At 38.3% G+C, this 25,574-nt stretch carries 24 protein-coding genes, 1 other RNA gene and 1 pseudogene; 21 read left to right on the top strand and 5 right to left on the bottom strand.

What is annotated here, in order from left to right:
• Entirely contained in the window at positions 1-996 is a 996-nt protein-coding gene (bioB, locus tag BKP57_RS10965) for a biotin synthase BioB (RefSeq protein WP_050350528.1), read from the bottom strand.
• 612 nt (positions 997-1,608) lie between these two features.
• On the opposite strand from bioB, the gene BKP57_RS10970 reads away from it, so the two are divergent.
• From BKP57_RS10970 to BKP57_RS10985, 4 genes are all read left to right on the top strand, one after another.
• The gene (locus BKP57_RS10970) at positions 1,609-2,844 is read left to right on the top strand and encodes a dicarboxylate/amino acid:cation symporter (protein ID WP_050350527.1); all 1,236 of its coding nucleotides are present in this window, start codon (positions 1,609-1,611) and stop codon (positions 2,842-2,844) included.
• 578 nt (positions 2,845-3,422) lie between these two features.
• Positions 3,423-5,138: an acetate--CoA ligase gene (gene acsA, locus BKP57_RS10975; RefSeq protein ID WP_050350526.1), complete on the top strand. Its 1,716-nt coding sequence runs from the start codon at positions 3,423-3,425 to the stop codon at positions 5,136-5,138.
• A gap of 800 nt (positions 5,139-5,938) precedes the next feature.
• Positions 5,939-6,499, top strand: a complete 561-nt coding sequence (locus BKP57_RS10980) for a nucleotidyltransferase family protein (RefSeq protein ID WP_072741539.1) — start codon at positions 5,939-5,941, stop codon at positions 6,497-6,499.
• Positions 6,500-6,755: 256 nt separating this feature from the next.
• On the top strand, positions 6,756-7,358 hold the full coding sequence (locus tag BKP57_RS10985) for a class I SAM-dependent methyltransferase (RefSeq protein WP_050350524.1): 603 nt from the start codon (positions 6,756-6,758) through the stop codon (positions 7,356-7,358).
• A gap of 546 nt (positions 7,359-7,904) precedes the next feature.
• Here the strand turns inward: BKP57_RS10985 and hmpA are convergent.
• Entirely contained in the window at positions 7,905-9,140 is a 1,236-nt protein-coding gene (gene hmpA, locus BKP57_RS10990; RefSeq protein ID WP_072741540.1) for an NO-inducible flavohemoprotein, read from the bottom strand.
• 142 nt (positions 9,141-9,282) lie between these two features.
• Here hmpA and BKP57_RS10995 point away from each other — a divergent pair, with 142 nt between their 5' ends.
• Both BKP57_RS10995 and BKP57_RS11000 read left to right on the top strand, forming a co-directional pair.
• Positions 9,283-9,717 (top strand): RrF2 family transcriptional regulator, encoded by a 435-nt coding sequence (locus tag BKP57_RS10995; protein ID WP_050350522.1) that lies wholly within the window; start codon positions 9,283-9,285, stop codon positions 9,715-9,717.
• A 64-nt stretch (positions 9,718-9,781) separates the two neighbouring features.
• Entirely contained in the window at positions 9,782-10,297 is a 516-nt protein-coding gene (locus BKP57_RS11000; RefSeq protein ID WP_072741541.1) for a type 1 glutamine amidotransferase domain-containing protein, read from the top strand.
• Positions 10,298-10,769: 472 nt separating this feature from the next.
• Here BKP57_RS11000 and BKP57_RS11005 read toward each other — a convergent pair whose 3' ends face one another.
• Entirely contained in the window at positions 10,770-12,062 is a 1,293-nt protein-coding gene (locus BKP57_RS11005; RefSeq protein WP_050350520.1) for a glycoside hydrolase family 18 protein, read from the bottom strand.
• A gap of 66 nt (positions 12,063-12,128) precedes the next feature.
• Positions 12,129-12,662 (bottom strand): cysteine hydrolase family protein, encoded by a 534-nt coding sequence (locus BKP57_RS11010; RefSeq protein ID WP_050350519.1) that lies wholly within the window; start codon positions 12,660-12,662, stop codon positions 12,129-12,131.
• 153 nt (positions 12,663-12,815) lie between these two features.
• Here BKP57_RS11010 and tadA point away from each other — a divergent pair, with 153 nt between their 5' ends.
• Entirely contained in the window at positions 12,816-13,289 is a 474-nt protein-coding gene (gene tadA, locus BKP57_RS11015) for a tRNA adenosine(34) deaminase TadA (RefSeq protein WP_050350518.1), read from the top strand.
• Positions 13,290-13,422: 133 nt separating this feature from the next.
• Positions 13,423-13,688: signal recognition particle sRNA large type (gene ffs / locus BKP57_RS11020), an RNA gene on the top strand.
• A gap of 1,060 nt (positions 13,689-14,748) precedes the next feature.
• On the opposite strand, the gene BKP57_RS11025 is transcribed toward ffs, so the two are convergent.
• Positions 14,749-15,312 (bottom strand): beta-class carbonic anhydrase, encoded by a 564-nt coding sequence (locus BKP57_RS11025; protein ID WP_050350517.1) that lies wholly within the window; start codon positions 15,310-15,312, stop codon positions 14,749-14,751.
• 458 nt (positions 15,313-15,770) lie between these two features.
• Here BKP57_RS11025 and dnaX point away from each other — a divergent pair, with 458 nt between their 5' ends.
• The 13 genes and pseudogenes from dnaX (at position 15,771) to yabA (ending at position 25,454) form a co-directional block, all read left to right on the top strand.
• On the top strand, positions 15,771-17,462 hold the full coding sequence (dnaX, locus tag BKP57_RS11030) for a DNA polymerase III subunit gamma/tau (RefSeq protein ID WP_072741542.1): 1,692 nt from the start codon (positions 15,771-15,773) through the stop codon (positions 17,460-17,462).
• 32 nt (positions 17,463-17,494) lie between these two features.
• Positions 17,495-17,809, top strand: a complete 315-nt coding sequence (locus BKP57_RS11035) for a YbaB/EbfC family nucleoid-associated protein (protein ID WP_050350515.1) — start codon at positions 17,495-17,497, stop codon at positions 17,807-17,809.
• A 17-nt stretch (positions 17,810-17,826) separates the two neighbouring features.
• Positions 17,827-18,423: a recombination mediator RecR gene (gene recR, locus BKP57_RS11040; RefSeq protein ID WP_050350514.1), complete on the top strand. Its 597-nt coding sequence runs from the start codon at positions 17,827-17,829 to the stop codon at positions 18,421-18,423.
• Between the two features lie 15 nt (positions 18,424-18,438).
• Positions 18,439-18,651 carry a YaaL family protein gene (locus BKP57_RS11045; RefSeq protein ID WP_050350513.1) on the top strand — a complete coding sequence of 71 codons (213 nt, stop codon included), beginning with the start codon at positions 18,439-18,441 and terminating at the stop codon, positions 18,649-18,651.
• A gap of 598 nt (positions 18,652-19,249) precedes the next feature.
• Positions 19,250-19,516, top strand: a complete 267-nt coding sequence (locus BKP57_RS11050; RefSeq protein ID WP_050350512.1) for a pro-sigmaK processing inhibitor BofA family protein — start codon at positions 19,250-19,252, stop codon at positions 19,514-19,516.
• A 91-nt stretch (positions 19,517-19,607) separates the two neighbouring features.
• The gene (locus tag BKP57_RS11055) at positions 19,608-19,799 is read left to right on the top strand and encodes a sigma factor G inhibitor Gin (protein ID WP_050350511.1); all 192 of its coding nucleotides are present in this window, start codon (positions 19,608-19,610) and stop codon (positions 19,797-19,799) included.
• 574 nt (positions 19,800-20,373) lie between these two features.
• The gene (locus tag BKP57_RS11060; protein ID WP_072741543.1) at positions 20,374-21,804 is read left to right on the top strand and encodes an aminotransferase class I/II-fold pyridoxal phosphate-dependent enzyme; all 1,431 of its coding nucleotides are present in this window, start codon (positions 20,374-20,376) and stop codon (positions 21,802-21,804) included.
• A gap of 2 nt (positions 21,805-21,806) precedes the next feature.
• Positions 21,807-22,485, top strand: a pseudogene (gene tmk, locus BKP57_RS11065) (dTMP kinase).
• Entirely contained in the window at positions 22,454-22,783 is a 330-nt protein-coding gene (locus BKP57_RS11070) for a cyclic-di-AMP receptor (RefSeq protein WP_072741544.1), read from the top strand. The pseudogene tmk and the gene BKP57_RS11070 overlap by 32 nt, the downstream one beginning before the upstream one ends.
• Before the next feature lie 30 nt (positions 22,784-22,813).
• The gene (locus tag BKP57_RS11075) at positions 22,814-23,248 is read left to right on the top strand and encodes a YaaR family protein (RefSeq protein WP_050350507.1); all 435 of its coding nucleotides are present in this window, start codon (positions 22,814-22,816) and stop codon (positions 23,246-23,248) included.
• Positions 23,249-23,272: 24 nt separating this feature from the next.
• Entirely contained in the window at positions 23,273-24,262 is a 990-nt protein-coding gene (holB, locus tag BKP57_RS11080; protein ID WP_050350506.1) for a DNA polymerase III subunit delta', read from the top strand.
• Positions 24,263-24,268: 6 nt separating this feature from the next.
• Complete coding sequence (locus tag BKP57_RS11085; protein ID WP_050350505.1) at positions 24,269-25,093, top strand: PSP1 domain-containing protein; 825 nt, start codon at positions 24,269-24,271, stop codon at positions 25,091-25,093.
• Positions 25,094-25,106: 13 nt separating this feature from the next.
• Positions 25,107-25,454, top strand: coding sequence for a DNA replication initiation control protein YabA (yabA, locus tag BKP57_RS11090; protein WP_050350504.1), 348 nt, complete (start codon positions 25,107-25,109; stop codon positions 25,452-25,454).
• Positions 25,455-25,574 lie beyond the last annotated feature (120 nt).

Here is a 25,574-nt window from a genome sequence, read left to right on the forward strand (position 1 = left end):
TTAATATACAGGTGCTTTCGTCTCTCCATAATCTATTTCAAAACCAAGATCTTTTAGCATTTGAAAGTCTTTTGTTGCTACTTGTCCAGCGGTGGTTAAATAGTCTCCTATAAATATAGAATTTGCTGGATATAAGCTTAGAGGTTGTAGACTTCTTAAATTCACTTCACGCCCTCCGGACACCCTAATTTCAGTGGTTGGATTCGTAAAACGAAACAAGCATAATACCTTTAAGCAATACAATGGGTTTAACTCATCCGTTCCTTCAAGTAGCGTTCCTTCCATTGCGTGTAAAAAATTAACAGGAATAGAAGCAGCTTCTAATTCTTTTAAGGCCAATGCCATTTGGATAACATCTTGTTTCGTTTCTTTCATTCCGATAATGACTCCTGAGCAGGGCGATATATTCGCTTTTTTTACTTGGTTTAAGGTTTGTACACGATCTTGATAGGTATGGCTCGTAGTAATATTATGGTGATGAGCTTTAGACGTATTAATATTGTGGTTATATCTGTCAACACCTGCATCTTTTAGTTGCTCTGCTTGTCCTGGTTTTAAGATGCCAAGACAGGCACAAATTTTTAAAGGGTACTTTTCTTTAATTTCCTTAACAGCACTTGTAATGTGATTCAATTCCCGTTTTGTTGGTCCTCGCCCGCTGGCAACAATACAGTACGTACCAGCATTCATTTGCATGGCTCTTTCTGCCCCTTTTATAATGGAGGCTTTGTCCATCATTTTGTATTTTTGAATGGGATTTGTGGAATCACGGGACTGTGCACAATACCCACAATTTTCCGAGCATGCCCCAGATTTCGTATTTATAATCATATTTAATTTTACTTTATTGCCGTAATAGTGTTTTCTAATAGAAAAAGCACTATGCAATAACGGTAGAATGGCATCGTCTGGGCAATTTAAAATGGCTAAGCTTTCTCCCTCGGTTAGTGCATATCCTTCTACAACAGCATTTGCTAATGATTGGAAATTTAACATAAATAGAATTTCATCCTCTCATTTTTATATGTAATTAAGAATAACATAGAATCGTATTATCGTTAACCTATTTTTATATTGGTTAACGATAATGCAAATGTAAGGAAATGTCAAGGTTATGAACAGTAATAATAGTGTTGTTAACTTACTTCTTACATGTGATTAAAGAAGAGAGTGCGATATTCTATTGCTTTATGTGAAACTGATAATTTAATAGATATTATAAAGAGAAAAATGCTATTTTTCTGTCTTCCAAAAAATAGGACTATTCAAGCAGTAAAAAAAATGATAAAATAAAAAAGCAACTCTAATTTTTTTTCTAAACCTTGCAAGACGCTGCTCGTTATATCCCATTTCTTAAACTCTACCACTCATCCAAATATTCAATAGGATAAGGTTGTTCAAAAAGCAAGTTCTTATATCTGAAGAAAGACCTTCTATAACGAAAAAACAAAGAAAGCGCATTCTTTTAACTGAACTCAAAGGAGTTAAAAGATGAGACCCAAAATAAAAGTTAGAGAATACTGAGAAGTCTATCGCTTTCCATTTTATTCATTATTCGGTGTTTTTGGTCTACTGTTAACAGAGATAGAACAGGAAAGGAAGATGCTTATGAGTCTTACAAAGAAAATATTGATTGCCCTAATATTAGGTGTTGCTGTAGGTATTGGCTTAACATTTGCACCTACTGATGTGTTTTCTGTGATTGATACGTATGCATTGAACCCAGTTGGAGAAATATTTTTAAATTTAATTATGATGATTGTAGTACCAATTGTGTTTGTGTCTATTGTACTCGGCACAGTGGGATTGGGTGATCCCTCCAAATTAGGAAAAATAGGGATACAAACGATTAGCTTTTACTTAATAACTACAGCTATCGCTTTAGTTATTGGTTTAGGGGTAGGATTGGTTCTGAAACCAGGTGAAGGTGGAACGTTTGACATAGGTGATGCTTCATATGAAGAAGAGGCAGCGCCACCAATTATGGATACAATTGTCCAAATTATACCAAAGAATCCAATTGAAGCAATGTCTACAGGAAACATGTTACAAATAATCGTTTTTGCTATTTTTATTGGAGTAGCTTTAGCTGTGCTTGGTAAGAAAACGAGCGGTATACGCAATTTATTTGAACAGGCAAATGAAATATTGATCTTCCTTGTTAATGCAATTATGAAAACTGCTCCATACGGTGCGTTTGCCTTAATTGCCTCAGCGGTGGGAGAAGCTGGATTAGACGCGTTAGGTTCGATGTTTATGTATATGTTTGCAGTTATTTTAGCCTTAGTGTTACATGGTGCAATTACGTACAGCATTGCCATTAAGACATTAGGAAAGGCAAGCCCAGTAAAATTTTATAAATCGTTTTTCCCGGCAATGTCCGTTGCTTTTAGTACTTCTAGTTCAAGTGCTGCATTACCAGTATCGATGAAGATGGCGCAAGAAAAGCTGGGTGTAAAAAAATCAATCAGTAGTTTTGTTCAACCATTGGGTGCGACGATTAATATGGACGGAACTGCAATTATGCAAGCAGTTGCTACTGTCTTTATTGCGCAAGTTTATGCAGAACCGTTAGGCTTAAGTCAAATGCTAATGGTTGTTTTAACAGCTACGCTAGCAAGTATTGGAACAGCAGGGGTTCCTGGGGTAGGATTGATTATGCTAGCGATGGTGTTAAAACAAGTAGGCTTACCTGTAGATGGAATTGCCTTAATTATTGGAGTAGATCGATTATTGGATATGTTACGTACATCCTTAAATATAACAGGAGATGCGGCGTGTGCATATATCATTTCAGAAAATGAAAAACGCAAAAATGATCTGCTGGAGGAAAAATCAGCTTAAACCATGTTAGCTTTAAAACACGTCTATCCGTAGGCGTGTTTATTTTGATGGGGTTCCTGCCCCTTTTTCATTGTATAGGAACCTATAAAATTAGGTGCTTGGGGATACGAAATAACCGAATAGCCACATCCGGATCCATCGTCCAGTAACTATGCGACTTTAGAAATGCGCCCTACGATAAGACATCATCGGTTTGTCACTAAGAGGAAGGCCGACTAAAAACGGGCTTGCCGCCCAGACGTCGGCATACCCCAGTTTTAGTGACATGATTCCTTTATCTTTAGTTGATTCGTTCCAGTCGCTACGTTGCTAAACGGGCGCTTGCGCCTTTGTTCATGGGGTTCCCGCCTCCCTTTTTCATTTATTGTATGGATGTAAAATAAAGATAACACTTTAAAAATGTCACAAAATGTTCTAAAATAGATACTAGTTACCTAAATGTTTACATAATTTTAAAAAGAATGTCTCTTGGTTGCTTTCATATTAGATGGTGTTTAAGTATGAATCAGCTTAAATAAGGTGTAAACAGCAGGAATATGTAACCGATACCAATTTTAAAACATACGAGGTGATGATACGTGGATATGGAGAAGATCCCCGCTAGAGAAGGGAATCATAATCTTAAGGATTATGAACGAGCGAGACAAACATTTTCGTGGGACAGTATAAAATCGAACTTTTCTTGGTTTGAAACAGGCAAGGTAAATATGGCTTTTGAGGCAGTGGATCGTCACGCTGATAATCCGGATAAAAAAGATCAGACTGCGTTGTTATTTTCATCACCGGATCGAGAAGAGAAGCTAACCTTTGACGACCTGCGTAGAGAGAGTAATAAGTTTGCAAATGTTTTACGTAAGTATGGAATAAAAAAAGGGGATCGAGTGTTTTTATTTATGCCGAGAAGCCCTGAATTCTATGCGTCTTTCTTCGGTATTATAAAGGTAGGTGCTATTGCTGGACCTTTATTTGAAGCTTTTATGGAGCAAGCTGTTAGAGACCGTTTACAGGATAGTGAGGCAAGAATGCTGATTACGACCCCTGATTTATTGAAACGAGTTCCACAAGCTGATTTGCCCGCATTGGAAAAAATAATTCTTATTGGTGAGCATGAAGAAACGGTGGATCAATATATTAATTATAAAGTGGAAATGGAAGCAGCCGCCAATGAAACAGAGATTGAATGGGTTGACTTGGAAGACGGTATGCTGCTTCATTACACCTCTGGGTCTACAGGAAAACCAAAAGGAGTTTACCATGTGCACAATGCGATGCTGCAGCATTATGCAACAGGCGATTGGGTGCTGGATTTAAAGAAAAATGACATTTATTGGTGTACCGCTGATCCTGGTTGGGTAACAGGTACCAGCTATGGAATTTTTGCACCTTGGCTCCATGGCGTGACGAATGTCGTCCGTGGGGGAAGATTTTCGCCTGATGATTGGTATCATACACTTGGAAAATATAGCGTTACAGTTTGGTATACAGCACCAACCGCATTACGTAAGTTGGTTAGTGCAGGGAAAGAAACGGTTGAAAAATACGATCTTTCTGCATTACGCCATATCCTAAGTGTTGGTGAGCCTTTGAATCCAGAAGTTATTACGTGGGGATTGAAGGCTTTTGAACTTCGCATTCATGATACATGGTGGATGACAGAAACGGGAGCACAATTGATTGTCAATCTTCCCTGCTTGGAAATACGGCCTGGTTCCATGGGTAAACCAATTCCAGGCATTGAAGCAACGATTATTGACAATGAAGGAAATGAATTACCCCCGTATCAAATGGGGAATTTAGCTATTAAAAAAGGATGGCCCTCGATGATGCGTACAGTCTGGAATAATCATGGAAAATATGAAAGCTACTTTATCCATGGATGGTACGTATCAGGTGATAGCGCTTATAAAGATGAAGATGGTTATTTTTGGTTCCAGGGACGTTTAGATGACGTCATTAATACATCAGGGGAACGAGTTGGTCCGTTTGAAGTGGAAAGCAAACTTATCGAGCATCCTGCTGTTGCAGAAGCTGGTGTAATTGGTAAGCCACATCCAGAACGGGGAGAAATCATTAAAGCATTTATTACGTTAAATGATGGATACGAGGACTCGGAAGCATTACGAGATGAAATAAGACAATTTGTAAAAACCGGATTAAGTGCCCATGCAGCACCTAGAGAGTTAGAAGTAAGAGATACTATTCCAAAAACACGGAGTGGAAAGATCATGCGCCGACTATTAAAGTCTTGGGAACTAGGATTACCTACGGGTGATACATCTACATTAGAAGAATAAATGGAAGCTTCATTCAGTAGGAGTTTTTCATCTCCTACTGAATGTTTGTACATCAAGGGTGTTACCTTAAAGATATTTAAACGAATCGGGAATTTAGTAGTCGTTATCTCCGACTTAAACTTCATTGTGTCGCTTCCAGGCTTCTGAAAGCTCTGAAAGCGGGACCTTACAAGTGGGTTAAATGGCACGAAGACTGGTTGATAGCTATTCTTTTTTAATTTAGAAAGACTGTAAGCCCAATAAGATAACACGTTGAAAGTACATAAGGCAAAAAGTTTAGGTTGTTTTTTAAAACGATAAGAAGTATAAAATTAGGTGCTTGTGGATAACGAAATAACTGAATAGCCACGTCCAGCGCATGAGCCCAGCAACGATGCGACTTTAGAAATGCGCCCTACGATAAGTCATCATCGGTTCGTTACCTCACCGTGATTCCTTTATCTTTAGTTGATTCGTTCCATTCGCTACGTTGCTAAACGGGCGCCCCGCGCCTTTGTTCTAAGATAAGAAAGTATAAAATTTGTTGCTTTGGGATAAGGGAATAACTGAATAGCCACGTCCGGCTTCAGCGCCCAGCAACTAGGCGACTTCACGAAATCGCCCTACGATAAGTCATCATCGGTTCGTTACCTCACCGTGATTCCTTTATCTCAGTTGATTCGTTCCATTCGCTACGTTGCTAAACGGGCGCTTGCGCCTTTGTTCGAGAGAATTCTTTTACGGTATATAAAGGAATTTGTTAGTGTACGTATCGAGAACAACATAATTATAGGAGAATTTTGAGTAGAAGGTGAAGAAAAATGGTAGCAATCGAACAAGATATTGTAAAAATCATTCAAGAAGATGCTGATATGATGGCGCTACTGAAAGCAGTTAGGTCCATGTATTTACCAGATTGGTGGATATGTGCTGGTTTTGTTAGGGGAAAAATATGGGATACACTACATGGTTTAAAAACTCCTCTTCCTGATATTGATGTCATTTATTTTGATAAGAAAAGCATGGAAGAAGAGAGAGATAAACAATTAGAGAAAGAGTTACATCAGATTTTATCTCCTGTTCCTTGGTCAGTAAAAAATCAAGCGAGAATGCATAACAGAAACCATGTGCCTCCATATACTTCCTCGGAGGACGCTATTTCAAAATTTCCTGAAACTGCAACAGCACTAGGAGTACGGTTAGATCAGAACGAAAAGGTTATTTTAACTGCCCCTCATGGGATAAAAGATGCAATTCAATTAGAAGTAAGACCAACAACGTATTTTTTGCAAACAGAGGAAAGGATGAAGATATATCGTGACCGGGTCAGTGAGAAGAATTGGCAATTAATTTGGAATAAAGTAAAGATTCATTATATATAGTAGGCGTTATTTAAATCGAGCCCTAGTCTTAAAAGGCTAAATAAAGAATATAATTTTGTCATTCGCTCTCATTTATAAGTTCAAATCATTTTATCTATTAGTATTATCTGTTACATTACATATGGGGGTATTTAAAGAGGGCAATCAAAAGCCCATAAAAATTGGCTCAGCAAGCATTCCATCGGTAGATTGTTTTTAACGACTTAATTATTTAAAACATGAGGACGTAGAATACAATCAGCAAGGAGATGAAATGATGTCAAAGGAATTTTGGGATGAGAGTTTTTCCGATAACAAGTTTGTGTATGGTAAAACAGCCAATGATTTTATCCAGTCTATGAGTCAACTAATGCTAGCAGAATCAGCTGTAGCCTGTTTTGCTGAAGGAGAAGGACGAAATGCGGTATACTTAGCGGAATGTGGCCATTATGTAACGGCATATGATCAATCAACTGTGGGGCTTGACAAAACAAGTCAATTAGCTCATGAAAACGGCGTATCCGTAAAGACTGTCCAAAAAGATCTTACCAAGGAAAACGTAGTTAAAAACAAATATGATGCTGCTATCATGGTGTTTGGTCATGTTCCTAGAGAACAGCAGCATTTTTTAATGGATAATATGCTACAGTCACTCAAGACTGGTGGCTATCTTATGTTAGAAGTATATTCAGAGGATCAACTGGAATATCAAACCGGCGGACCAAAGGACAAAACCATGTTATATCGGCCAACTGATTTGTTGAATTGGCTGGATGGTCATAAATGGATTCACTTTTATTATGGTGAAGCAGAAAGACATGAAGGAACGAGACATTCAGGATTGTGCCATGTCGTGCAAGTGGTACTTAAGAAAACATAAATGTAAGTAGTGGGGTTATGCACCCCTCTACTTATTTTTAGAGTTGGTTTCTATTGCTAGCAGAAATCCGCTTAATGTTCTTTCTGAGACTAAATCAATTGGATAATAATTTATTACTTTTTAATGTCAAAACAAAACATCGTTGCTCGATGATATGATTACAAGAACAACTGTTCATATAGTTACATGTATGCTTAAGAAAACACAAAGTAGAGCGATTTTTATGATCGTGGCCTAAATTCACAACACAAATGAAGGATAACCGATTACTCGTATAAAATTTTATGTCCTTTCTTGTATTAAAATGATTTCGCCCTGTTCTTAATCAATACTTGTTAGTAATTTTCGGTATTAGCTTTTTATCGCTAAGTAACCAATCTTTTACCGAAAAAATAGCAAAATAACGGATGGTTGTACATCCATTAATGAGGTATTCAGATTCAATCCTTTTTACTAAATCATGTAGGGGCTATTTCATATGATCTTCTAACTGCATAGGATTTTAAAACTGGAATAGAGCAAGGCGGCGAGTTAACTTCATCCTTCTTAGGATGCTGTAATATCTGCAGCCGGACCGAAAATTTCGTAATGCATATCAGTATTTGCAACGTGCAACTGTTTCAGAATAAGGTACGTCTTGTTCATAAAGCCTTTTGGGCCACAGAAATAAAAGGCAGCATTTGTAGCAGGAAGAATGGTGCGTAACCATTCGTAACTAATATAACCACTTACATCACATCTATCTTCTTTTTCAGGTTCACTATACAACGTGTAGCTTGAAACATGATCGTATTCGTTACTGATGGCTTGAACTCGATCTTTCAACGCATGGAAATTACCAGCTTTCGCAGCATGTATAAACACAACTTCTCTAGCCGGTTGTTCTTGGATCACCGTTTCCAGCATGCTCATCATTGGTGTTACTCCTACCCCGCCACTAATTAAAATGAGCGGTCTGTTGTCGTTTAAATCCAAGGTGAAATCTCCAGCAGGGGCACTAACTGGTAAGATACTTCCTTCTTGAACGAAATCATGTAAGAAATTAGAGACGATTCCTTTTGGTGTCTGTGAATCACCTGCTTCACGTTTTACGCTAATTCGATAATAGTCCTTTCCAGGGGACGTAGATAAGCTGTATTGGCGAAGATGTGTATAAGGTTCGCTTGGAATCTCCGCTTTAATCGTTATATATTGTCCTGGTGAGAAATCGGGAATTGCTAGACCATCTTCAGGCTGTAAATAAAATGATGTAATGACATCACTTTCTTTTATTTTTTGAGTGACTTTAAAGTTGCGAAACCCTGCCCAACCGCCAGATTGCTTTTCTGTTTTTTCATATAGCTTTTTTTCTGCTTGAATAAATAGATCCGCAATGATTCCGTATGCCTTTTCCCATGCAGCGATAATATCATCGCTAGCTGTTTCCCCCAGTACATCTTTCATCGCTAACAGTAGGTATTTACCAACAATTGGGTATTGGTCCGGTCTAACATTTAAACTTCTATGCTTATGTGCAATTTGATAAACATGAGGTACAATTTTTTCTAATTGATCAATATTTGCAGCAGCAGCATATACTGTATTTGCTAATGCGGCAGGTTGATCACCTCGTCGTTGGTTTGTTTGATTAAAAAGGTGATTTAACTCGGGGTGGTCACCTAACATTAATTGATAGAATCGTTTTGTAATTGCAGTCCCTTGTTCTTGTAATATTGGAATCGTAGCCTTAATCAGTTGTTTACTTTGTTCGTCTAACTGAGTCGTTGTTGCTTTTGTTTTCATAATAAAACTCCTCCCATACAATAAAGATGTATTTAAAATACATCTTTATTGTATAATGAAGAAAAATGATATAAAACCACTTTCACTATTTTTGTGTTACAATATTGTGAAAAACAAAAACTATTATTTAGTAGGTGAAATCATGAATCTAAAAAAATACACCGACTATTCATTAAGAGTTTTAATTTTGACTGGAATGAAATCGGAACAGGAATTAGCAACTATAAAGGAGATATCTACTGTTTTTCATATATCACAAGAGCATTTACGAAAAGTCGTTCACAACTTAACAAAGCTGGAGCTCATTGAATCCATTCGTGGTAGGAATGGGGGTATTCGTTTAGCGAAGCCAGCAGAAGAAATTAATGTAGGTCAACTTGTGCGCATATTGGAAAATGATTTTGTATTATTGGAGTGTTTCAACAAGGAAACGAATCACTGTATTATTTCTCCAGCGTGTACGTTAAAGCATGTGCTTAACAAAGCATTAATGGCTTTTTTTCAAGTGCTTGATGAATATACATTAAAAGATTTAATTAATAATGAGCAAGAGCTGCGAAAACTGATGGGCATCTGATGTTTAAACTTGTTCTATGTGGGAATACATAATTGTGTACAATGATTAAGGGAGGAATCGATAGATGGGTAAAAGAATCGCAACCGTCCTTACAGATATGTTTGAAGATGTAGAGTACACAAATCCAGCGAAAGCATTTCAAGACGCTGGTCATGAAGTGATTACTATTGAAAAAGAAAAAGGAAAGCAAGTAACCGGAAAAAACAATGATGCTACGGTTACGATTGATTATGGTATTGACGATGTAAATCCAAGTGATTTTGATGCGCTATTTATCCCAGGTGGGTTTTCTCCAGATATGTTACGTGCAGATGAACGTTTTGTGACATTTGCGAAGCATTTTATGGATGAAAAGAAACCCGTATTTGCAATCTGTCACGGTCCACAATTGTTAATTACAGCAAAAACGTTAGAAGGAAGAAAAGCAACTGGGTTTAAGTCGATTCAAGTAGACATGGAATATGCTGGTGCTCATGTAGTAGACGAAGAAGTGGTTGTTTGTCAAAACCAATTAGTGACAAGCCGCGAGCCGGATGATATTCCTGCTTTTAATCGAGAAGCTTTAAATGTATTGAAATAAATTGAACCTTCAATTAGCGTCGGGGCTCTTTCGTCCCGCACTGATTGAAGTATAACAAAGGCTAAATCTTTAGGCTTCTCTAAAAAAAGGAATGCGCTATTTTTACGGGTGATGTATTCAAAATCCTGTTGCAATGCCCCTAGAGATCGACATCTTACAGATCCACGAATCGTGAATTTAGATGTCCTATATCTCCCGCTTTAACTTCTTCCTCAACACTTGAATCAGGAGTATTGCGGTCTACTTTGCATTTAGGATAAATAAGCATAAAAAATAAGTCCTCTGGTTGTAGAGGACTTATTTTTTTGACTAATAAGGCAGAAAATAAAGCCGAGGAAAATTGCTGAAAATAATGGCAAAAGGAAGAAACGTAATATTGCTTTAAGTGTAATCGCTGTAATCTGGATTGACTTGGAGTTGCTTGGAGTTGCAAGAAGCAAGTTAATCAATAAAAAGATACGGCAATATGGTATTATTCTAGCTTCGTAATGGTAAACTGATCTTGTAATAATAACCAATTTTGCGGGAAGGCGAGCCCTAGCTTCCAATAAGAAATGCCTAACAAGCCTAATTCTTTAATTAAATTAAACTTTGCCTGAATTGATCTTGCATCCTCAAACCAAACTTCATGTCTCGTTCCTGTGTTATCTGTATAGGTGAAAAACGGTGCCTGTGCTCCTTGATCAAACATAATTTCTGCATTATTTTCCCGAGCAATAGCAATTGCTCGTTGCGGACTAATAGCTTGTGCAGGCTCTCCATCATCGGCTGCATAAGGCAATGTCCAATCATAACCATACAGATTTTGCCCTAATAAAATTTTGTCCGCAGGCATTTCTGTGAGTGCATAATCCACTACTTTTCGTACTTCATCAATAGGGGAAACCGCTAATGGTGGACCATAGCTATAGCCCCACTCGTAGGTCATTAAGACAACAAAGTCAGCAACTTCCCCATGCACAGCATAATCATGTGCTTCATACCACTGACCTGGCTGGTCGGCACGTGTTTTTGGTGCTAATGCAGTTGACATTAGTAATCCTGCTTGGGAGAGTCGTTCCTTTGCCTTACGTAAAAATGCATTATATGCTTCACGATCTCCACCCGGCAAAAATTCAAAATCAAAATGAACATCCGTATATCCGCCAGTGGTTGCGGTATTAATAATATTATCAAGTAGTGTATTTTGTACGCTTTGTACAGTTACAATAATATGACCGAGTTCCTGACTGAATTCTCCTCCCTCGAGGTTGGTTACGACGAGCATTTTTGCTGTATTATTCTGCTCTGCAATTTCTGCAAGCCCATTTAACGGTGGTGGCGTTAAGCTACCATCTCGACCTACTCGATAGCTAAAGATGGCTAAATAGGTTAAATAAGGTGCTGCTTTTCGGGCTGAGTTTTTAAGCGTTTCCGAAACGGTATCGCCGGTAGGCTCAATATAAGCATTTGTCGTTATGGGAACCTTAGGAGCTGGTGGTATATAAAGCCGAAATCCTACGGGTAAAACATTTCCTGGAGGAATACGATTAATTTGTGCCAGCATTTCATAGGATATCCCAAATTGTTGTGCAATTGAAAACAAGCTGTCACCAGGCTGGACAAAATAAAACTGTCCAATGATAGGAATAACCAAAGCTTGACCGACCACAAGATTATTAGGCGCATCCAGCTCATTGGCGTTGATTATTGCTTGGGTCGATGTACTGTATGTAGTAGCAATTTCAAACAACGTATCTCCAGCAGTAACGACGTGGATTTGCAAACAAACTCCCTCCTTTCAAAGTTTTGCTACTTTTATTTTATGAGGAGGGGAGCTTGGATATGTCAATTATATTGCTGTAGTATCTGCTTTCATGACAGCATGTAATAAATATAAAGCATAGTCATTGTTATCCTTTCCTTCTGAAGCCATACAATTTTCTGGTATATACATGCTATAACCATACATATAAGCGTCTTTAGCCGTGAATAGAATGCAGATATCTCCAGCGATACCTGCCATAATGAGACGTTTTTTCCCAAGCTCTGTTAACAATGCTTGTAAAGGAGTTTGAAAAAAAGCAGAATGCTGTGGTTTAATTAAAAAATAATCATCGTCATCTGGCTCTAACTTTTCAATGATATTTTTACTTCTATCGTTATAGCAATAATCGGTGATTTTCCGAAAGTCTGCTTGCCAAAGTCCGTAATGATCATTAACATAAATGATTGGAAGCTTCTTTTCTTTTGCAAAGTTACGTAATTTAATTAGATTTGGAAGGATTTGTTTCGTATTCGCTTCTAATTCCTTCCCGCCAGAAAAGTTAAAATCATTAATAATATCTACAAACAAAACAGCGCTATCGTTTAAAGGTACGTTCACTATAGTTGCTCCTTTCTTCAGTATGCGCAATTGTTACGGAAAAGTGAATAAACAAAAGGTTCTAATAACATCTTTGCTTTTCCAAAAGTGCTTTTATGTATTATTACCGATTCTCTATTTTTCAAACTAAAATGAAATGTTGGGATACCTTTGATGGATGAACATATGATGAAAATTGCTATTCAAGAGGCAAAACAAGCAGCAGAGCAAGGGGAGGTTCCGATTGGGGCTCTTATTGCGTATGATAATGAAGTGATCGCCACTGCGCATAACTTACGTGAAACGACCCAAAGTACATTAGCACACGCAGAACTACTTGCCATTCAACAAGCGAATGAAAAGATTGGCAGCTGGCGCTTAGAGGATTGTACGTTGTATGTTACGTTAGAGCCATGCCCGATGTGTGCAGGTGCGATAGTACAATCACGAATAAAACGGGTAGTCTACGGTGCATATGATCCGAAAGCTGGCTGTGCTGGCACACTGTTTAATTTACTAGATGATGCACGATTTAATCATCAGGTTGATGTGACTGCAGGCGTATTGGAAGAAGAATGTGCCAATTTATTAAAGGATTTTTTTAAAAGGCTTCGCGAGCGAAAGAAGTTGCATCAAAAAGAGGATTAGAAGTTTTAGTATGCGTTCCATAAATTTTAGCAATTACGTTTTCTCATTAAGCGTCCTTTTGAACAAATTCGGTTACTATCTTTCCATCATCTTCTATTGCAATTTGCTCGTATTCTCGTTATAATGGTTAGTACCGTGCTAAGCGGGGAGGTAGCGGTGCCCTATACTCGCAATCCGCTATAGCGAGGCCGAATTCCCGTCTGAGGTACGATGACTTTATGGTCTGCCTCAAGGGATTGGTGTTGACGCTTAGGTCCTGCGCAACAGAAACCCATGAACCCTGTCAGGTCCGGAAGGAAGCAGCAGTAAGTGGTCATTTCTGTGTGCCGCGGGGAAGCCTAAGCCGAGCCATGAACTTGAGTAACGCATAGGGTCACCGTATCGATGATGGGTGCACGGTATACATAACGGCTACAAAAAGCTCTGTCCAACATTGGATAGAGCTTTTCTAATACTATAAGAAACACAATAGCTTTGCAGAAAGAATTAGCTCTTGTTTTCTTATGGAACCATTTTAATGAGCTTATAAAAAATAGTTTGTGGCAAATATGTTTGCATCCATCTCTTCTAATTGTCCGTTTTTCATGTTCACGACACGATCTCCGTAAGGTAAAATTTCTGTTTATTTTTTCCAATATACAGTAGTATTGTCGGAACTTATTCTCTGATCATAGTCACGTTACCCTTAACATTGAAAGTTTTTGCTAAGCTTGATGGTTCATAGTGGTGGTTAAATAAATAGCTGTTATTAAGTGATGTGGCTTTATAACTGGTATCATCCCCAAGATAAAGTGCAAGCTAATTGGTCATCTGCCATCATTATGCGGTGTGTCGCTCGCTATTACAGTCCAATTCACTCGAGCAACGCTTGAATACGTGAGTTAAACTGACTCTTAGCTAGTTTAATACTACATTGTTTTTTATCATCGTTACACTTCCTAACTGTGAATGATAGATTGATCATACTATATATTAGGGTTATTCAGTTCGATATGAAGTAGAGAAAACGAATTGAAAAGGATTTAGAAACTATAAACCATAGTTTGGTGAACTTGTGGTTGAAACTTAAATATTTAAATAATAAACTATAATATAGAGTCATAACGATCAATCGGCAATTATTTTTCCTTTGTGACATTCTATAAAAAATAAAGAGGCTGGGACATAAGCAAATACTAAATAGCAAAAACCGAACAATTCATTTATAATTGTTCGGTTTGTTTGTGTTAAAAAATTCCTATCCTCGCTACGTCAACATATTTCGCTTTCCGCGGGCACGGCCTCAGCTTCCTCGGAAAGCAAAGATCGCTTTCCTGCGGGATCTTCAGCTCGAGCTATTCCCGCAGGAGTCTACATATGTTGACTACACTAAAAACTTGCGTATATACAAGTACGATTTATTGTTCGTTTTTTAATCAGCTGTTTTAGTTTTGTCCCAGCCTGTTGAATAATCATTAGATTATTTCTTATAGCCGTCGACAACAAGATCAAGTTTACCTGTTTCAGGATCCATCACGAGACCATGAACAGGTACTGTACCAGGCATTAACGGATGATTTCCAATCGTAGAGACGCTATGTCTAACACTGTCTTCTACACTATCAAAGCCTTTAAAAAAACGGTTAAAATCAACCCCTGAATACTGCAGCGTATCCAACGTTTCTTGAGAGATGCCTCGATGCTTTACTTTTTCTAACGTTTGCTCTGCTTTTACGCTAGCCATACCACAATCATGATGACCAACAACGTAAATCTCATCTACTTCAAGCTCATAGACACCGACTAAAATACTGCGCATAATACTTCCAAACGGATGGGAAACAAGCGCTCCTGCTGTTTTAAGAATTTTTGCATCTCCATTAGAGATATTCATCGCTTTTGGCAATAGTTCCACAAGTCTAGTATCCATGCAGGAAAGAATCAGGACATGCTTATTGGGGAACTTACTGCTTTGATAGCTTTCATACTCTTTTTTTTCTACAAAATCTTGGTTATGCGTTAAGATTTCTCCTAAAAGACTCATATACAAAACCCCTTTTTAGTGAAATATAAAAGCTGTCCAATGGATATAGAGAACCAAATGAACGACTGATTTGTTTCCTTATATCTATTACACAAGCTTTATTTGTAGCAATCAAGGTTAAAAGAAGAATCCTTTGATCATTTCTTAAAAGCCTGAATCACTTAAATATATATACATATTATAAAGGAAAAATCGGAATGAAGCATATTCATTTCTAGAAGCTTCTACTAAATCAATGAACTTTATGCTGTCAGAAACTGATAGTAAGCCTCCAATTCCCATCTTTAAATTAAAGTAACGTGTGGGGAAAAAGCAACTCCACCCAAGTTCTGTTCATTTGACCATTCGGGGGAATAGACCTTCTGTCATTGGAAGTTCCACTTTATGTATCGCTATGGTTCACATTTCCCCCATAAATAGAGTATAATTAGAAAGAGATTTTAAAGGAGAATCATATCATGAGCTATCAGGCTTTATATCGCGTTTGGCGTCCGACGGTTTTTGCCGATGTCGTTGGGCAAGCCCATATTACTCGAACATTGCAGAATGCGATTGCACAGGAGAAATTCTCTCATGCTTATTTATTCTCTGGACCAAGAGGAACAGGAAAAACGAGTGCTGCGAAGATTTTTGCCAAAACAATCAACTGTGAACGTTCCCCAGTTAGGGAGCCGTGTAATCAATGCGCTGCATGTAAAGGAATTCAGAATGGATCGATTTCCGATGTCATTGAGATTGACGCTGCTTCCAATACAAGCGTAGAGGATATAAGAGAGATTAGAGAAAATGTAAAATACGCTTCCAGCCAGGTACCTTACAAAGTATATATCATTGATGAGGTACACATGATATCGGTAAATGCTTTTAACGCCTTACTGAAAACGCTGGAAGAACCACCAAGCCATGTAGTATTTATTTTGGCGACAACGGAACCACATAAAATCCCACTAACCATTTTATCCAGATGCCAGCGGTTTGATTTTAAGCCGATCTCCAACACTTCTATTATCAATCGATTACAAACGATTGTGGAAGCAGAAGGGGTTACTGTATCTAAGGAAGCTTTAGACACCGTAGCATTGGCTGCTGAAGGTGGGATGCGTGATGCGTTAAGTATTCTTGATCAAGCTATCTCCTACAGTGATGAATCCGTAGAACTGGAGGATGTTTTAGCTGTTACTGGTGGGGTCTCCCAACACACATTAACGAATATTATTCGTCATATGTATGAAAAAAATGTCCAGCAAGCGGTAATGGAATTGAATGAATTAATTCAAAAAGGAAAAGATCCTGCTCGCTTCGTTTATGATATGATTTATTTCTTGCGTGATTTGCTGTTATACAAGAGTGCTCCAACATTGGAAGGATTATTGGAACGAGCGAGGGTGGATGAGCCTTTTCAAGTGTTAGCAGATACTGTACCAAACCAATGGATACAGGAAGCAATGAGACAATTAAATCAGTGTCAACAGGAAATAAAATGGACGAATAGCCCAAAAGTTTATATTGAAATTGCTATTTTAACGATAGCCAATGGTATACAGGAACAAGTGGAAAACAATAATTCCTTGGCAGATTCAGATACGATTACAAGACTTTCTTCACAAGTTGGCAAGCTGGAAAAGGAAATCAAGCTGCTGAAGGAAAATCCAGTCATACCAACACAGCCAGCATCACAGCGTGAAAGCAGAAAAGCACCTAATCGGTCTGCAAAAAACACGTATAAAATACCTTACGAGCGGATTCGACATGTGTTGAGTGAAGCAGAAAAATCAGCCTTAAAGCAAGTTCACTCCCAATGGGGAACATTTTTAGGGCAATTGAAAAAGGCAAGCGCTCCTGCACATGCTACGATTCAGGATAGTAAACCCGCAGCAGCATCCGACCAAGCGCTTATCGTAGCGTTTAAATATGAGATTCACTGTTCATTGTTTTTAGATAATCAGGAAACGGTGGAATCCGTTTTGACTTCTGTATTAGGAAAAACGTTGACCATTATTCCGATCCCAGAGAAGGATTGGGTTGAACTTCGCAATGAGTATGTTGCCAAACAAGAAAAAACATCCGCCAAAGAAGAAATGACTGAAGATCCAGTTGTGACAGAAGCACAGAAACTTTTTGGTGATGATATAATAGAAATTCACGATTAATTTGATTACACTTTTAAAAGGAGGTATTTTCCATGAAGGGAAATATGAATAATATGATGAAGCAAATGCAAAAAATGCAAAAGAAAATGATGAAAGCTCAGGATGAACTGCATGAGATGACATTCGAAGCATCTGCCGGAGGTGGTATGGTGACGGTTGTTGCTAATGGTAAAAAGGAAATAACCGATGTACAAATAAAAGAAGAAGTGATCGATCCAGATGACGCAGAAATGCTACAAGACCTTATCCTAGCAGCAACGAATGATGTATTAAAGCAAATTGATGATAAAACAAATGATACGATGGGACAATTCACGAAAGGGTTAAATATGCCTGGAATGTTCTAATTCTAGGAGGCACATGAATGTATTATCCAGAACCGATTTCTAAACTGATCGACAGTTTTACCAAATTGCCAGGTATTGGCCCGAAAACGGCTGCCCGTCTGGCATTCTTTGTACTAAATATGCAAGAAGATGATGTCTTGGACTTTGCTAATTCATTAGTAAATGCCAAGCGTGAGCTGACACATTGTTCTGTTTGCGGACATATTACCGATCAAGACCCTTGTGCGATATGTCAGGACACATCAAGAGATCAATCTGTTATTTGTGTCGTTCAAGATCCGAAAGATGTTATCGCAATGGAAAAAATGAAAGAATATCATGGAAAATACCATGTATTAAATGGCGTGATTTCCCCAATGGATGGTATTGGACCAGAAGATATTAATGTACCTAGTTTGATTCAGCGACTAAAGGATGAAGAAGTAGAGGAGTTAATTCTTGCTACCAATCCAAATATTGAAGGAGAAGCAACAGCGATGTATATTTCCCGACTTGTTAAACCATCAGGCATTCGTACCACACGGATTGCTCACGGTTTACCTGTAGGCGGTGATTTGGAGTATGCAGATGAGGTTACACTTTCTAAAGCACTGGAAGGTAGAAGAGATGTGTAGGAATTAGGTGGATACATGGCAAAAAAAATAAAGAAAAAAGATGTAGACGGGGAATTATTACGTACGATGAGAGAGCTGGAATTAGAGTGGAAGCAAATACAATCCATTGTTTCCAAAAGTGTAGAGCCTACCATAGATGGGCACTATTGGGAAGCTATTTCCAGAGCTAAATATATCTATTTACTCAGGGAAGCAAGGCACCGAAAATTACGTGCCGACTTTCATTAGTATTTTCAAAGATAAGCTAGCGGATTGATATAAATGCTGTCTTAGCCGCTGTATTGAAGCAACATACAACAGAATACTATATTCACAAAGACAAGACGATGGAGAGCTTGTCTTTTTTACGCTATAGGAAGGTATAAGATTTTTTTGGTTTATAGTATAAGAAAAACTACGGCTTTCTCCATAAGACTTGGCGACAAGCCAAGTTTTTCTAAAAAGATAAGAAAGTATAAAATGAGGTGCTTGGGGATAACGAAATAACCGACTAGTCTCGCCCGGCGCATGAGCCCAGCAACGATGCGACTTTAGAAATGCGCCCTACGATAAGGCATCATCGGTTCGTCACCAAGAGGAAGGCCGACTAAAAACGGGCTTGCCGCTCAGGCGTCGGCATACCCCTGGTTGCAGGGCATGATTCCTAAATCTTTAGTTGATTCGTTCCATTCGCTACGTTGCTAAACGGGCGCCCCGAGCCTTTGTTCAACTTTCTATCTTTGGAAGTTTAGCTCAGACAGGTTCTTTTATGTGTTATACATGCATACATAGTAAAAAGAGGGTACAGAAAAAACTTGCGATTGGTTAAGAAAAAGAGGTGAAGGATTTGAGCTCGACATTAGTCATTTCGATTATGGTAGGATTAATCATCCTGTTGTTGTTAGTAGGCACGCCTGTAAAATTTATGCGTATCATTGGGCAAACTACTGTAAAGCTAGGGATAGGGGTTTTGTTGCTATTTTTTATTAATGTATTCGGTGGTGCAATTGGTTTACACATCCCGATCAATTTTTTCACGGCTGTAGTATCTGGTTTTCTTGGCATTTTTGGAATAGCTTCTTTAGCTGCAATTCATCTGTTTATTATTCCGTAAGACAAGCTATGAGCCTGTGGAAAAAGTTTCAAAGATTCCCTGTATAAAATTCATTAGATTAGGAGAAGCTAATGAATATGGAGGTGGGGATATGAAACAGCGTACCATATATGAACGTTGTGGCATTTGTGAAGAGGAAAAGAAGGATGGCATTCATTTATATACGATGTTTATTTGTTGTGAATGTGAGCACAATATGATTCATACAGAACCTAGAGAAGAGAAATATAACTATTATTTACGTAAATTAAAAAATATAACGAAACCGAAACTATATTCCTAGTTTAAAAAGTCTTTGCTTGCAAAGGCTTTTTTGTTGTATAGGAAACTATAAAATGAGGTGCTTGGGGATAACGAAATAATCGAATAGCCACGTCCGGATCCATCGCCCAGCAACGATGCGACTTTAGAAATGCGCCCTACGATAAGTCATCATCGGTTCGCCCCTAAGAGGAAGGCCGACTAAAACGGGCTTGCCGCCCAGACGTCAGACTTCGGCATACCCCTGTTTTAGTGGCATGATTCCTTTATCTTTAGTTGATTCGATCCATTCACTACGTTGCTAAACGGGCGCTTGCGCCTTTGTTGTATTAGGAACAATGACCAATAAACTTGCTATGCATCCAAGATATGTTAAGCTAGATAAAAACGATAATTGACTATTTTATTCCGTATATAAGGTGCTGTAAGACTCCCACTTCAGGAGTTGGATAATCAGTACTGAACATAGCACCTAAATGCCGGATTCGTTCGTCTAACAATCAGTGGGGGATAACCCCGCTGATTGAAGATTCACTTTATCAGAATGTTTGATGGAGTGAAGTATTTAGTAGATCAATATATAGGAGTATACATATATGGAGCAGCAGCAATTGCCTTTGTATCACGCATTACTAGAATTTCATAAAAAGCATCCTATTTCTTTTCATGTCCCAGGTCATAAAAATGGTCATGTATTCCCAGCTGAAGCAAAGGATGTTTTTCAATCCATTTTAAAAATAGATGTGACAGAATTAACTGGACTGGATGATTTACATGCACCAGACGGGATAATTGCTGATGCAGAGCGATTAGCAGCGGCATTTTTTCAGGCGGAGCAGACATTTTTTCTTATCGGGGGAAGCACAGTAGGTAATCTAGCAATGATTTTAGCTGCATGTAAGCAAGGCGATACCGTTATCGTCCAGCGTAATTGTCATAAATCGGTAATGAACGGGTTGGAATTGAGTGGAGCCAAACCAGTATTTATTGCACCACAATACGATGAAAACGTACGTCGATACACGCACCCTTCTTTTTCTGGATTGCAGGCAGCGTTAAAACAGTACCCAGATGCAAAGGCAGTTATTTTTACTTACCCAGATTATTTTGGGTCTACTTATAATCTTGGTGACATGATTGAACTGGTGCATTCTTTTGGTATTCCTGTGTTAGTAGATGAAGCTCATGGGGTCCATTTTTCGCTTGGAGAGAACTTTCCTGCATCGGCTTTAAGTCAAGGGGCTGACGTGGTTGTCCAATCAGCGCATAAAATGGCACCGGCGATGACGATGAGTTCTTATTTACATTGTAATTCTAAGCGGATTTCGAGCGAGCGGATAGTACACTATTTACAAATGCTTCAATCGAGTAGCCCGTCTTACCCTCTATTAGCTTCATTAGATTTGGCACGTTTTTATTTGGCATCGATGACGCGAAAGGCGATTACAGAATTAATGGAGAGTGTCCAAACTGTTAAACATATTTTTGCGAATTCGACCTACTGGGACCTTATAGCAAGTGACGACCCATTAAAAATCACGCTCCATGTCAAAGATGGCTTGTCAGCAAAAAAAGTTGGCAATTTGTTGGAACAACAGCAAATATACCCAGAACTTGTGACGGAGAAGCAGATCTTATTGATCCATGGCTTAGCTCCTTTTACAGACATAGGGTATTTAAAAAAAGCAATGAAAACAGTGAACGGGCAATTAAAAAATATAGTAAAGCATGATACAATAGACATAAATCATTTTACACTTGCTCGTATACAAGAGTTAGAATTATCCTATGGTATGATGAATCAACTCTCTACCAAGTGTATCCCTTTGAAAGCTGCTGAGGGATATATTGCTGCAGAAGCAATTATTCCATATCCCCCTGGAATTGCATTTATTCTAAAGGGAGAAAAGATAACCAAAGCACATATTGAAAAGATACAACACATGAAAGAACTTGGATTACGCATACAACAGCGACATACAAATGGCATTTATGTTTATGCAGAAATAGAAAAAGGGGAAGAATGACATTGGGCGGATACTTTATCACATTTGAAGGCGGCGAGGGAGCTGGGAAGACAACAGTTTTGCATACCGTAACAGAAAGGCTAAGCCAAGCTGGTTATGATGTGCTTGCTACCCGTGAGCCAGGTGGAATAAAAATTGCAGAAAAGATTAGAAAGATTATTTTAGATCCGCTCCATACAGAGATGGAAGAGCATACAGAGGCGTTACTATATGCAGCAGCGAGAAGCCAGCATCTTGCCGAGAAGATCGTACCAGCACTAAAGCAAGGTAAAATAGTGCTTTGTGATCGCTTTGTAGATAGCAGTCTTGTATATCAAGGCTACGCTCGTGGACTAGGTATGGATGAAGTATTAAAAATTAACCAATTTGCAATTGGTGATTGCATGCCAGATCTGACACTATTTTTTGATATAGAGCCAAAAAAAGGATTAGAACGAATTGCGGCGAATAAAGATAGAGAACAAAACCGCTTAGATTTAGAAAATCTTACATTTCACGAACATGTATACAAAGCTTATCATATACTTGCAGAAAGATTCCCAGCACGAATTCAGTCTATTGATGCGAATCAGACGCTGGAAACTGTTGAGCAGGAAGCCTTTGACCGTATCCTATCTTTATTAAAAAAATAAAAAGGAGCTGGCTAACAATGAAATTACTTATCGCAGTGGTTCAGGATAAAGACGCTAATCGTCTGGTGGATGCATTGGGAGAAGAAAATTTTAAAACAACTAAGCTTGCTACAACAGGCGGATTTTTGAAAGAAGGTAACACGACGCTTATGATTGGTTGTGAGGATGATTACGTCGATGATGCATTAACGATTATCAAAGATAATTGCTCACACCGTGAACAAATGGTTGCACCAATCTCTCCTATGGGAGGGAACGCCGATTCTTACATTCCAAAACCGGTAAAAGTAGAGGTTGGCGGTGCGACGGTGTTTATTTTACCAATCGAATCATTTTTTCAATTTTAAGGGCTACAAAACGAAAAAGGGGCTGAAGGTATGAAAATAAGTCAAGAAGTCAGAGCACAACCAGAAACGCATGTTTCTCGCATGTCTAGTGAGGGAAAACGTGCTTTTCAAAATATGCTTCAGTCCCAATCCGCACATGTGAAACAACAGGAGCTACAAGTAATTGTGAAGAATATTTCTCTGCAAGGAGAAAAACTGGCTCGTTTTCGCTCGTTCCAAGACTTGGCAAAATTTAAACGACTAGTGAAAGGTTTTTTACGAGAGACGGTAGGCAGTGGTCTCCGTTTACAAAAATCACAGAGCTTTAGTATGAATGGTAACAATCGACAACTAGCAATAGTAAAACAAATTGATGAAAAACTAATGCAATTGACGGAAGATATAATGAATCAAGAAAAGAAGGCAGTAGACCTACTCGGCTTAATAGGAGAGATTAAAGGTTTGCTGATTAACTTATATACGTAAAAGTAAATGATGAAGGAGATACATATGGAAACATGGTCAGAGGTTGCTAACATACAACCATTAGCAAGCAAAATTATATTAAATAGTATAAAAAAAGACCGGATTTCTCATGCGTATTTGCTTCAGGGGGAACGAGGGACTGGTAAAAAAGCGATTGCTCTCCTGATTGCTAAAGGGCTATTTTGTGAAAAAAATCCAGTTTCTGATCCTTGTCTAGAGTGTAATGCGTGTAAACGTATTGCTTCAGGTAATCACCCAGATGTGCATTGGATTGAGCCTGATGGACAATCTATTAAAATAGAACAGATTCGAAATTTGCAAAAGGAATTTACATATTCTGGCATGGAGTCTGATCAAAAGGTATATATTATTAATGGTGCTGAAACATTAACGGTCAATGCAGCTAACCGAATTTTGAAATTCTTAGAAGAACCGAGCAAAAAAACTACCGCTATTATGTTAACAGACAATAGTCAAGCTATCCTTCCGACCATTCGCTCCAGATGTCAGGTCATTGATTTACGCCCCCTTCACCCAGGTGAATTTCAAAAGCAATTAATAGAGCAAGGATTGGATCAACGTAGTGCGATACTAATGAGTGCCATTACAAATAATTTACAAGAAGCATCGGACAAAAGTCATGACGAGTCGTTTGCCACAGCACGACGGATAGTGATACAATTAGTTGAAATACTTTTAACCAATCCTGAAGATGTTTATTTATTCATTCATCAGCATTGGGTGACTCATTTCAAAGAGCGAAATGAGCAGGAAGAAGGATTGGATCTCTTGCTTTTTGCCATAAAAGATATTCTTTATTACCAAATAGAACATGAAGCTGGGATGGTGTTTTTCGCCCCTTCTGATGAATTGCTGGAAAGAGCAGCTATGTATTTTTCACAGGAGAAACTATTAACTGATTTACAGGCTGTTTTACAAGCAAAGCGAAAATTGAAGCAAAATGTTCATCCTACATTAGTGATGGAACAGCTTACACTTCAAATGCAGAGGTGATAGGGAATGATAGAAGTAATTGGCGTCCGCTTTAAAAAAGCGGGTAAAATATACTATTTTGATCCAGGGGGAGAGTCGATTTCACTAGATAGTTATGTTATTGTAGAGACGATACGTGGCATAGAGTTTGGTAAAGTGGTTATTACAAACAAGCATGTTGATGAAGAAGATGTCGTCCTACCATTAAAGAAAGTCATCCGTTTAGCGACAGATAAGGATAAATTAACGGTTTTAGAGAATCAGGTACAATCACAAAAAGCCTTAGAAGCATGTACGGAAAAAATTAAACAACATGACTTAGATATGAACTTAGTGGAAGTAGAGTATACATTTGATCGTAATAAAATCATATTCTATTTTACAGCAGATGGCCGAGTGGATTTTAGAAATTTAGTAAAAGATCTGGCGGCCATGTTTAAAACGCGAATTGAATTGCGTCAAATTGGAGTTCGTGATGAAGCAAAGATGTTAGGTGGAATAGGTCCTTGTGGTAGAATGCTTTGTTGCTCTACCTTTTTAGGGGATTTTGAACCAGTATCTATTAAAATGGCGAAAGATCAGAATCTATCATTGAATCCTGCTAAAATATCTGGATTATGTGGCAGATTGATGTGCTGTTTAAAATATGAGAATGACGATTATGAGACAGCTAAACGTGAATTACCGGACATAGGAGAAAAGATGGAAACTCCCTTTGGAAGCGGTAAAGTGGTTGGCTTAAACATCCTGGAACGACTCATCCAAATAGAAATCCCTGATAAAGAACGGGTAATCGAATATACGTTAGATGAACTAATTGATGAAGGCATTTTAGCGCAAGCCACAGAATAACGGGGTGAGTAGCGTGAAGAATAGGCGAATATTTGATCAGGTTTCGGATATGGAAAAACAAATAGGCGAGTTATATGAGCAATTAGGTGATTTGAAAGGGGAGTTGAGTGATTTATTAGAAGAAAATCATCGGCTAACAATGGAAAATCATCATTTGCGCAGTCATTTAGAGCATACAAATAATAATGCTGATGTAACGGACGAAACAAAGCAGCAAGAAAAGACTTTTCCGGGGGAAGGTTATGATAATTTGGCTCGCTTGTACGAGGAAGGATTCCATATTTGTAATCTGGAATTTGGTAGTCCAAGACGAAATGAAGATTGCATCTTTTGCTTAGACTTTCTTAATAAGACGAAATAACATAAACAAAGTAATTTTGTTTTCCTTTTTTTATGAAGGAAAAGCGTAAATGTGGCTGCCTGGATCGGGCAGCTTTTCTTTTCACGTTATTTTAGTCAGGACGTGTTTAAATGAAGGAAG

It is taken from the genome of Virgibacillus sp. 6R (assembly GCF_001895305.1).
Classification (GTDB): domain Bacteria; phylum Bacillota; class Bacilli; order Bacillales; family Amphibacillaceae; genus Virgibacillus; species Virgibacillus pantothenticus.

Excerpts from the sequence above, each read along its gene's own strand:
- bioB (WP_050350528.1), bottom strand. The coding sequence starts at position 996 with ATGTTAAATTTCCAATCATTAGCAAATGCTGTTGTAGAAGGATATGCA.
- BKP57_RS10970 (WP_050350527.1), top strand. The coding sequence starts at position 1,609 with ATGAGTCTTACAAAGAAAATATTGATTGCCCTAATATTAGGTGTTGCT.
- BKP57_RS10980 (WP_072741539.1), top strand. The coding sequence starts at position 5,939 with ATGGTAGCAATCGAACAAGATATTGTAAAAATCATTCAAGAAGATGCT.
- BKP57_RS10985 (WP_050350524.1), top strand. The coding sequence starts at position 6,756 with ATGTCAAAGGAATTTTGGGATGAGAGTTTTTCCGATAACAAGTTTGTG.
- hmpA (WP_072741540.1), bottom strand. The coding sequence starts at position 9,140 with ATGAAAACAAAAGCAACAACGACTCAGTTAGACGAACAAAGTAAACAA.
- BKP57_RS10995 (WP_050350522.1), top strand. The coding sequence starts at position 9,283 with ATGAATCTAAAAAAATACACCGACTATTCATTAAGAGTTTTAATTTTG.
- BKP57_RS11000 (WP_072741541.1), top strand. The coding sequence starts at position 9,782 with ATGGGTAAAAGAATCGCAACCGTCCTTACAGATATGTTTGAAGATGTA.
- tadA (WP_050350518.1), top strand. The coding sequence starts at position 12,816 with ATGGATGAACATATGATGAAAATTGCTATTCAAGAGGCAAAACAAGCA.
- BKP57_RS11025 (WP_050350517.1), bottom strand. The coding sequence starts at position 15,312 with ATGAGTCTTTTAGGAGAAATCTTAACGCATAACCAAGATTTTGTAGAA.
- dnaX (WP_072741542.1), top strand. The coding sequence starts at position 15,771 with ATGAGCTATCAGGCTTTATATCGCGTTTGGCGTCCGACGGTTTTTGCC.
- BKP57_RS11035 (WP_050350515.1), top strand. The coding sequence starts at position 17,495 with ATGAAGGGAAATATGAATAATATGATGAAGCAAATGCAAAAAATGCAA.
- recR (WP_050350514.1), top strand. The coding sequence starts at position 17,827 with ATGTATTATCCAGAACCGATTTCTAAACTGATCGACAGTTTTACCAAA.
- BKP57_RS11045 (WP_050350513.1), top strand. The coding sequence starts at position 18,439 with ATGGCAAAAAAAATAAAGAAAAAAGATGTAGACGGGGAATTATTACGT.
- BKP57_RS11055 (WP_050350511.1), top strand. The coding sequence starts at position 19,608 with ATGAAACAGCGTACCATATATGAACGTTGTGGCATTTGTGAAGAGGAA.
- BKP57_RS11060 (WP_072741543.1), top strand. The coding sequence starts at position 20,374 with ATGGAGCAGCAGCAATTGCCTTTGTATCACGCATTACTAGAATTTCAT.
- BKP57_RS11070 (WP_072741544.1), top strand. The coding sequence starts at position 22,454 with ATGAAATTACTTATCGCAGTGGTTCAGGATAAAGACGCTAATCGTCTG.
- BKP57_RS11075 (WP_050350507.1), top strand. The coding sequence starts at position 22,814 with ATGAAAATAAGTCAAGAAGTCAGAGCACAACCAGAAACGCATGTTTCT.
- holB (WP_050350506.1), top strand. The coding sequence starts at position 23,273 with ATGGAAACATGGTCAGAGGTTGCTAACATACAACCATTAGCAAGCAAA.
- BKP57_RS11085 (WP_050350505.1), top strand. The coding sequence starts at position 24,269 with ATGATAGAAGTAATTGGCGTCCGCTTTAAAAAAGCGGGTAAAATATAC.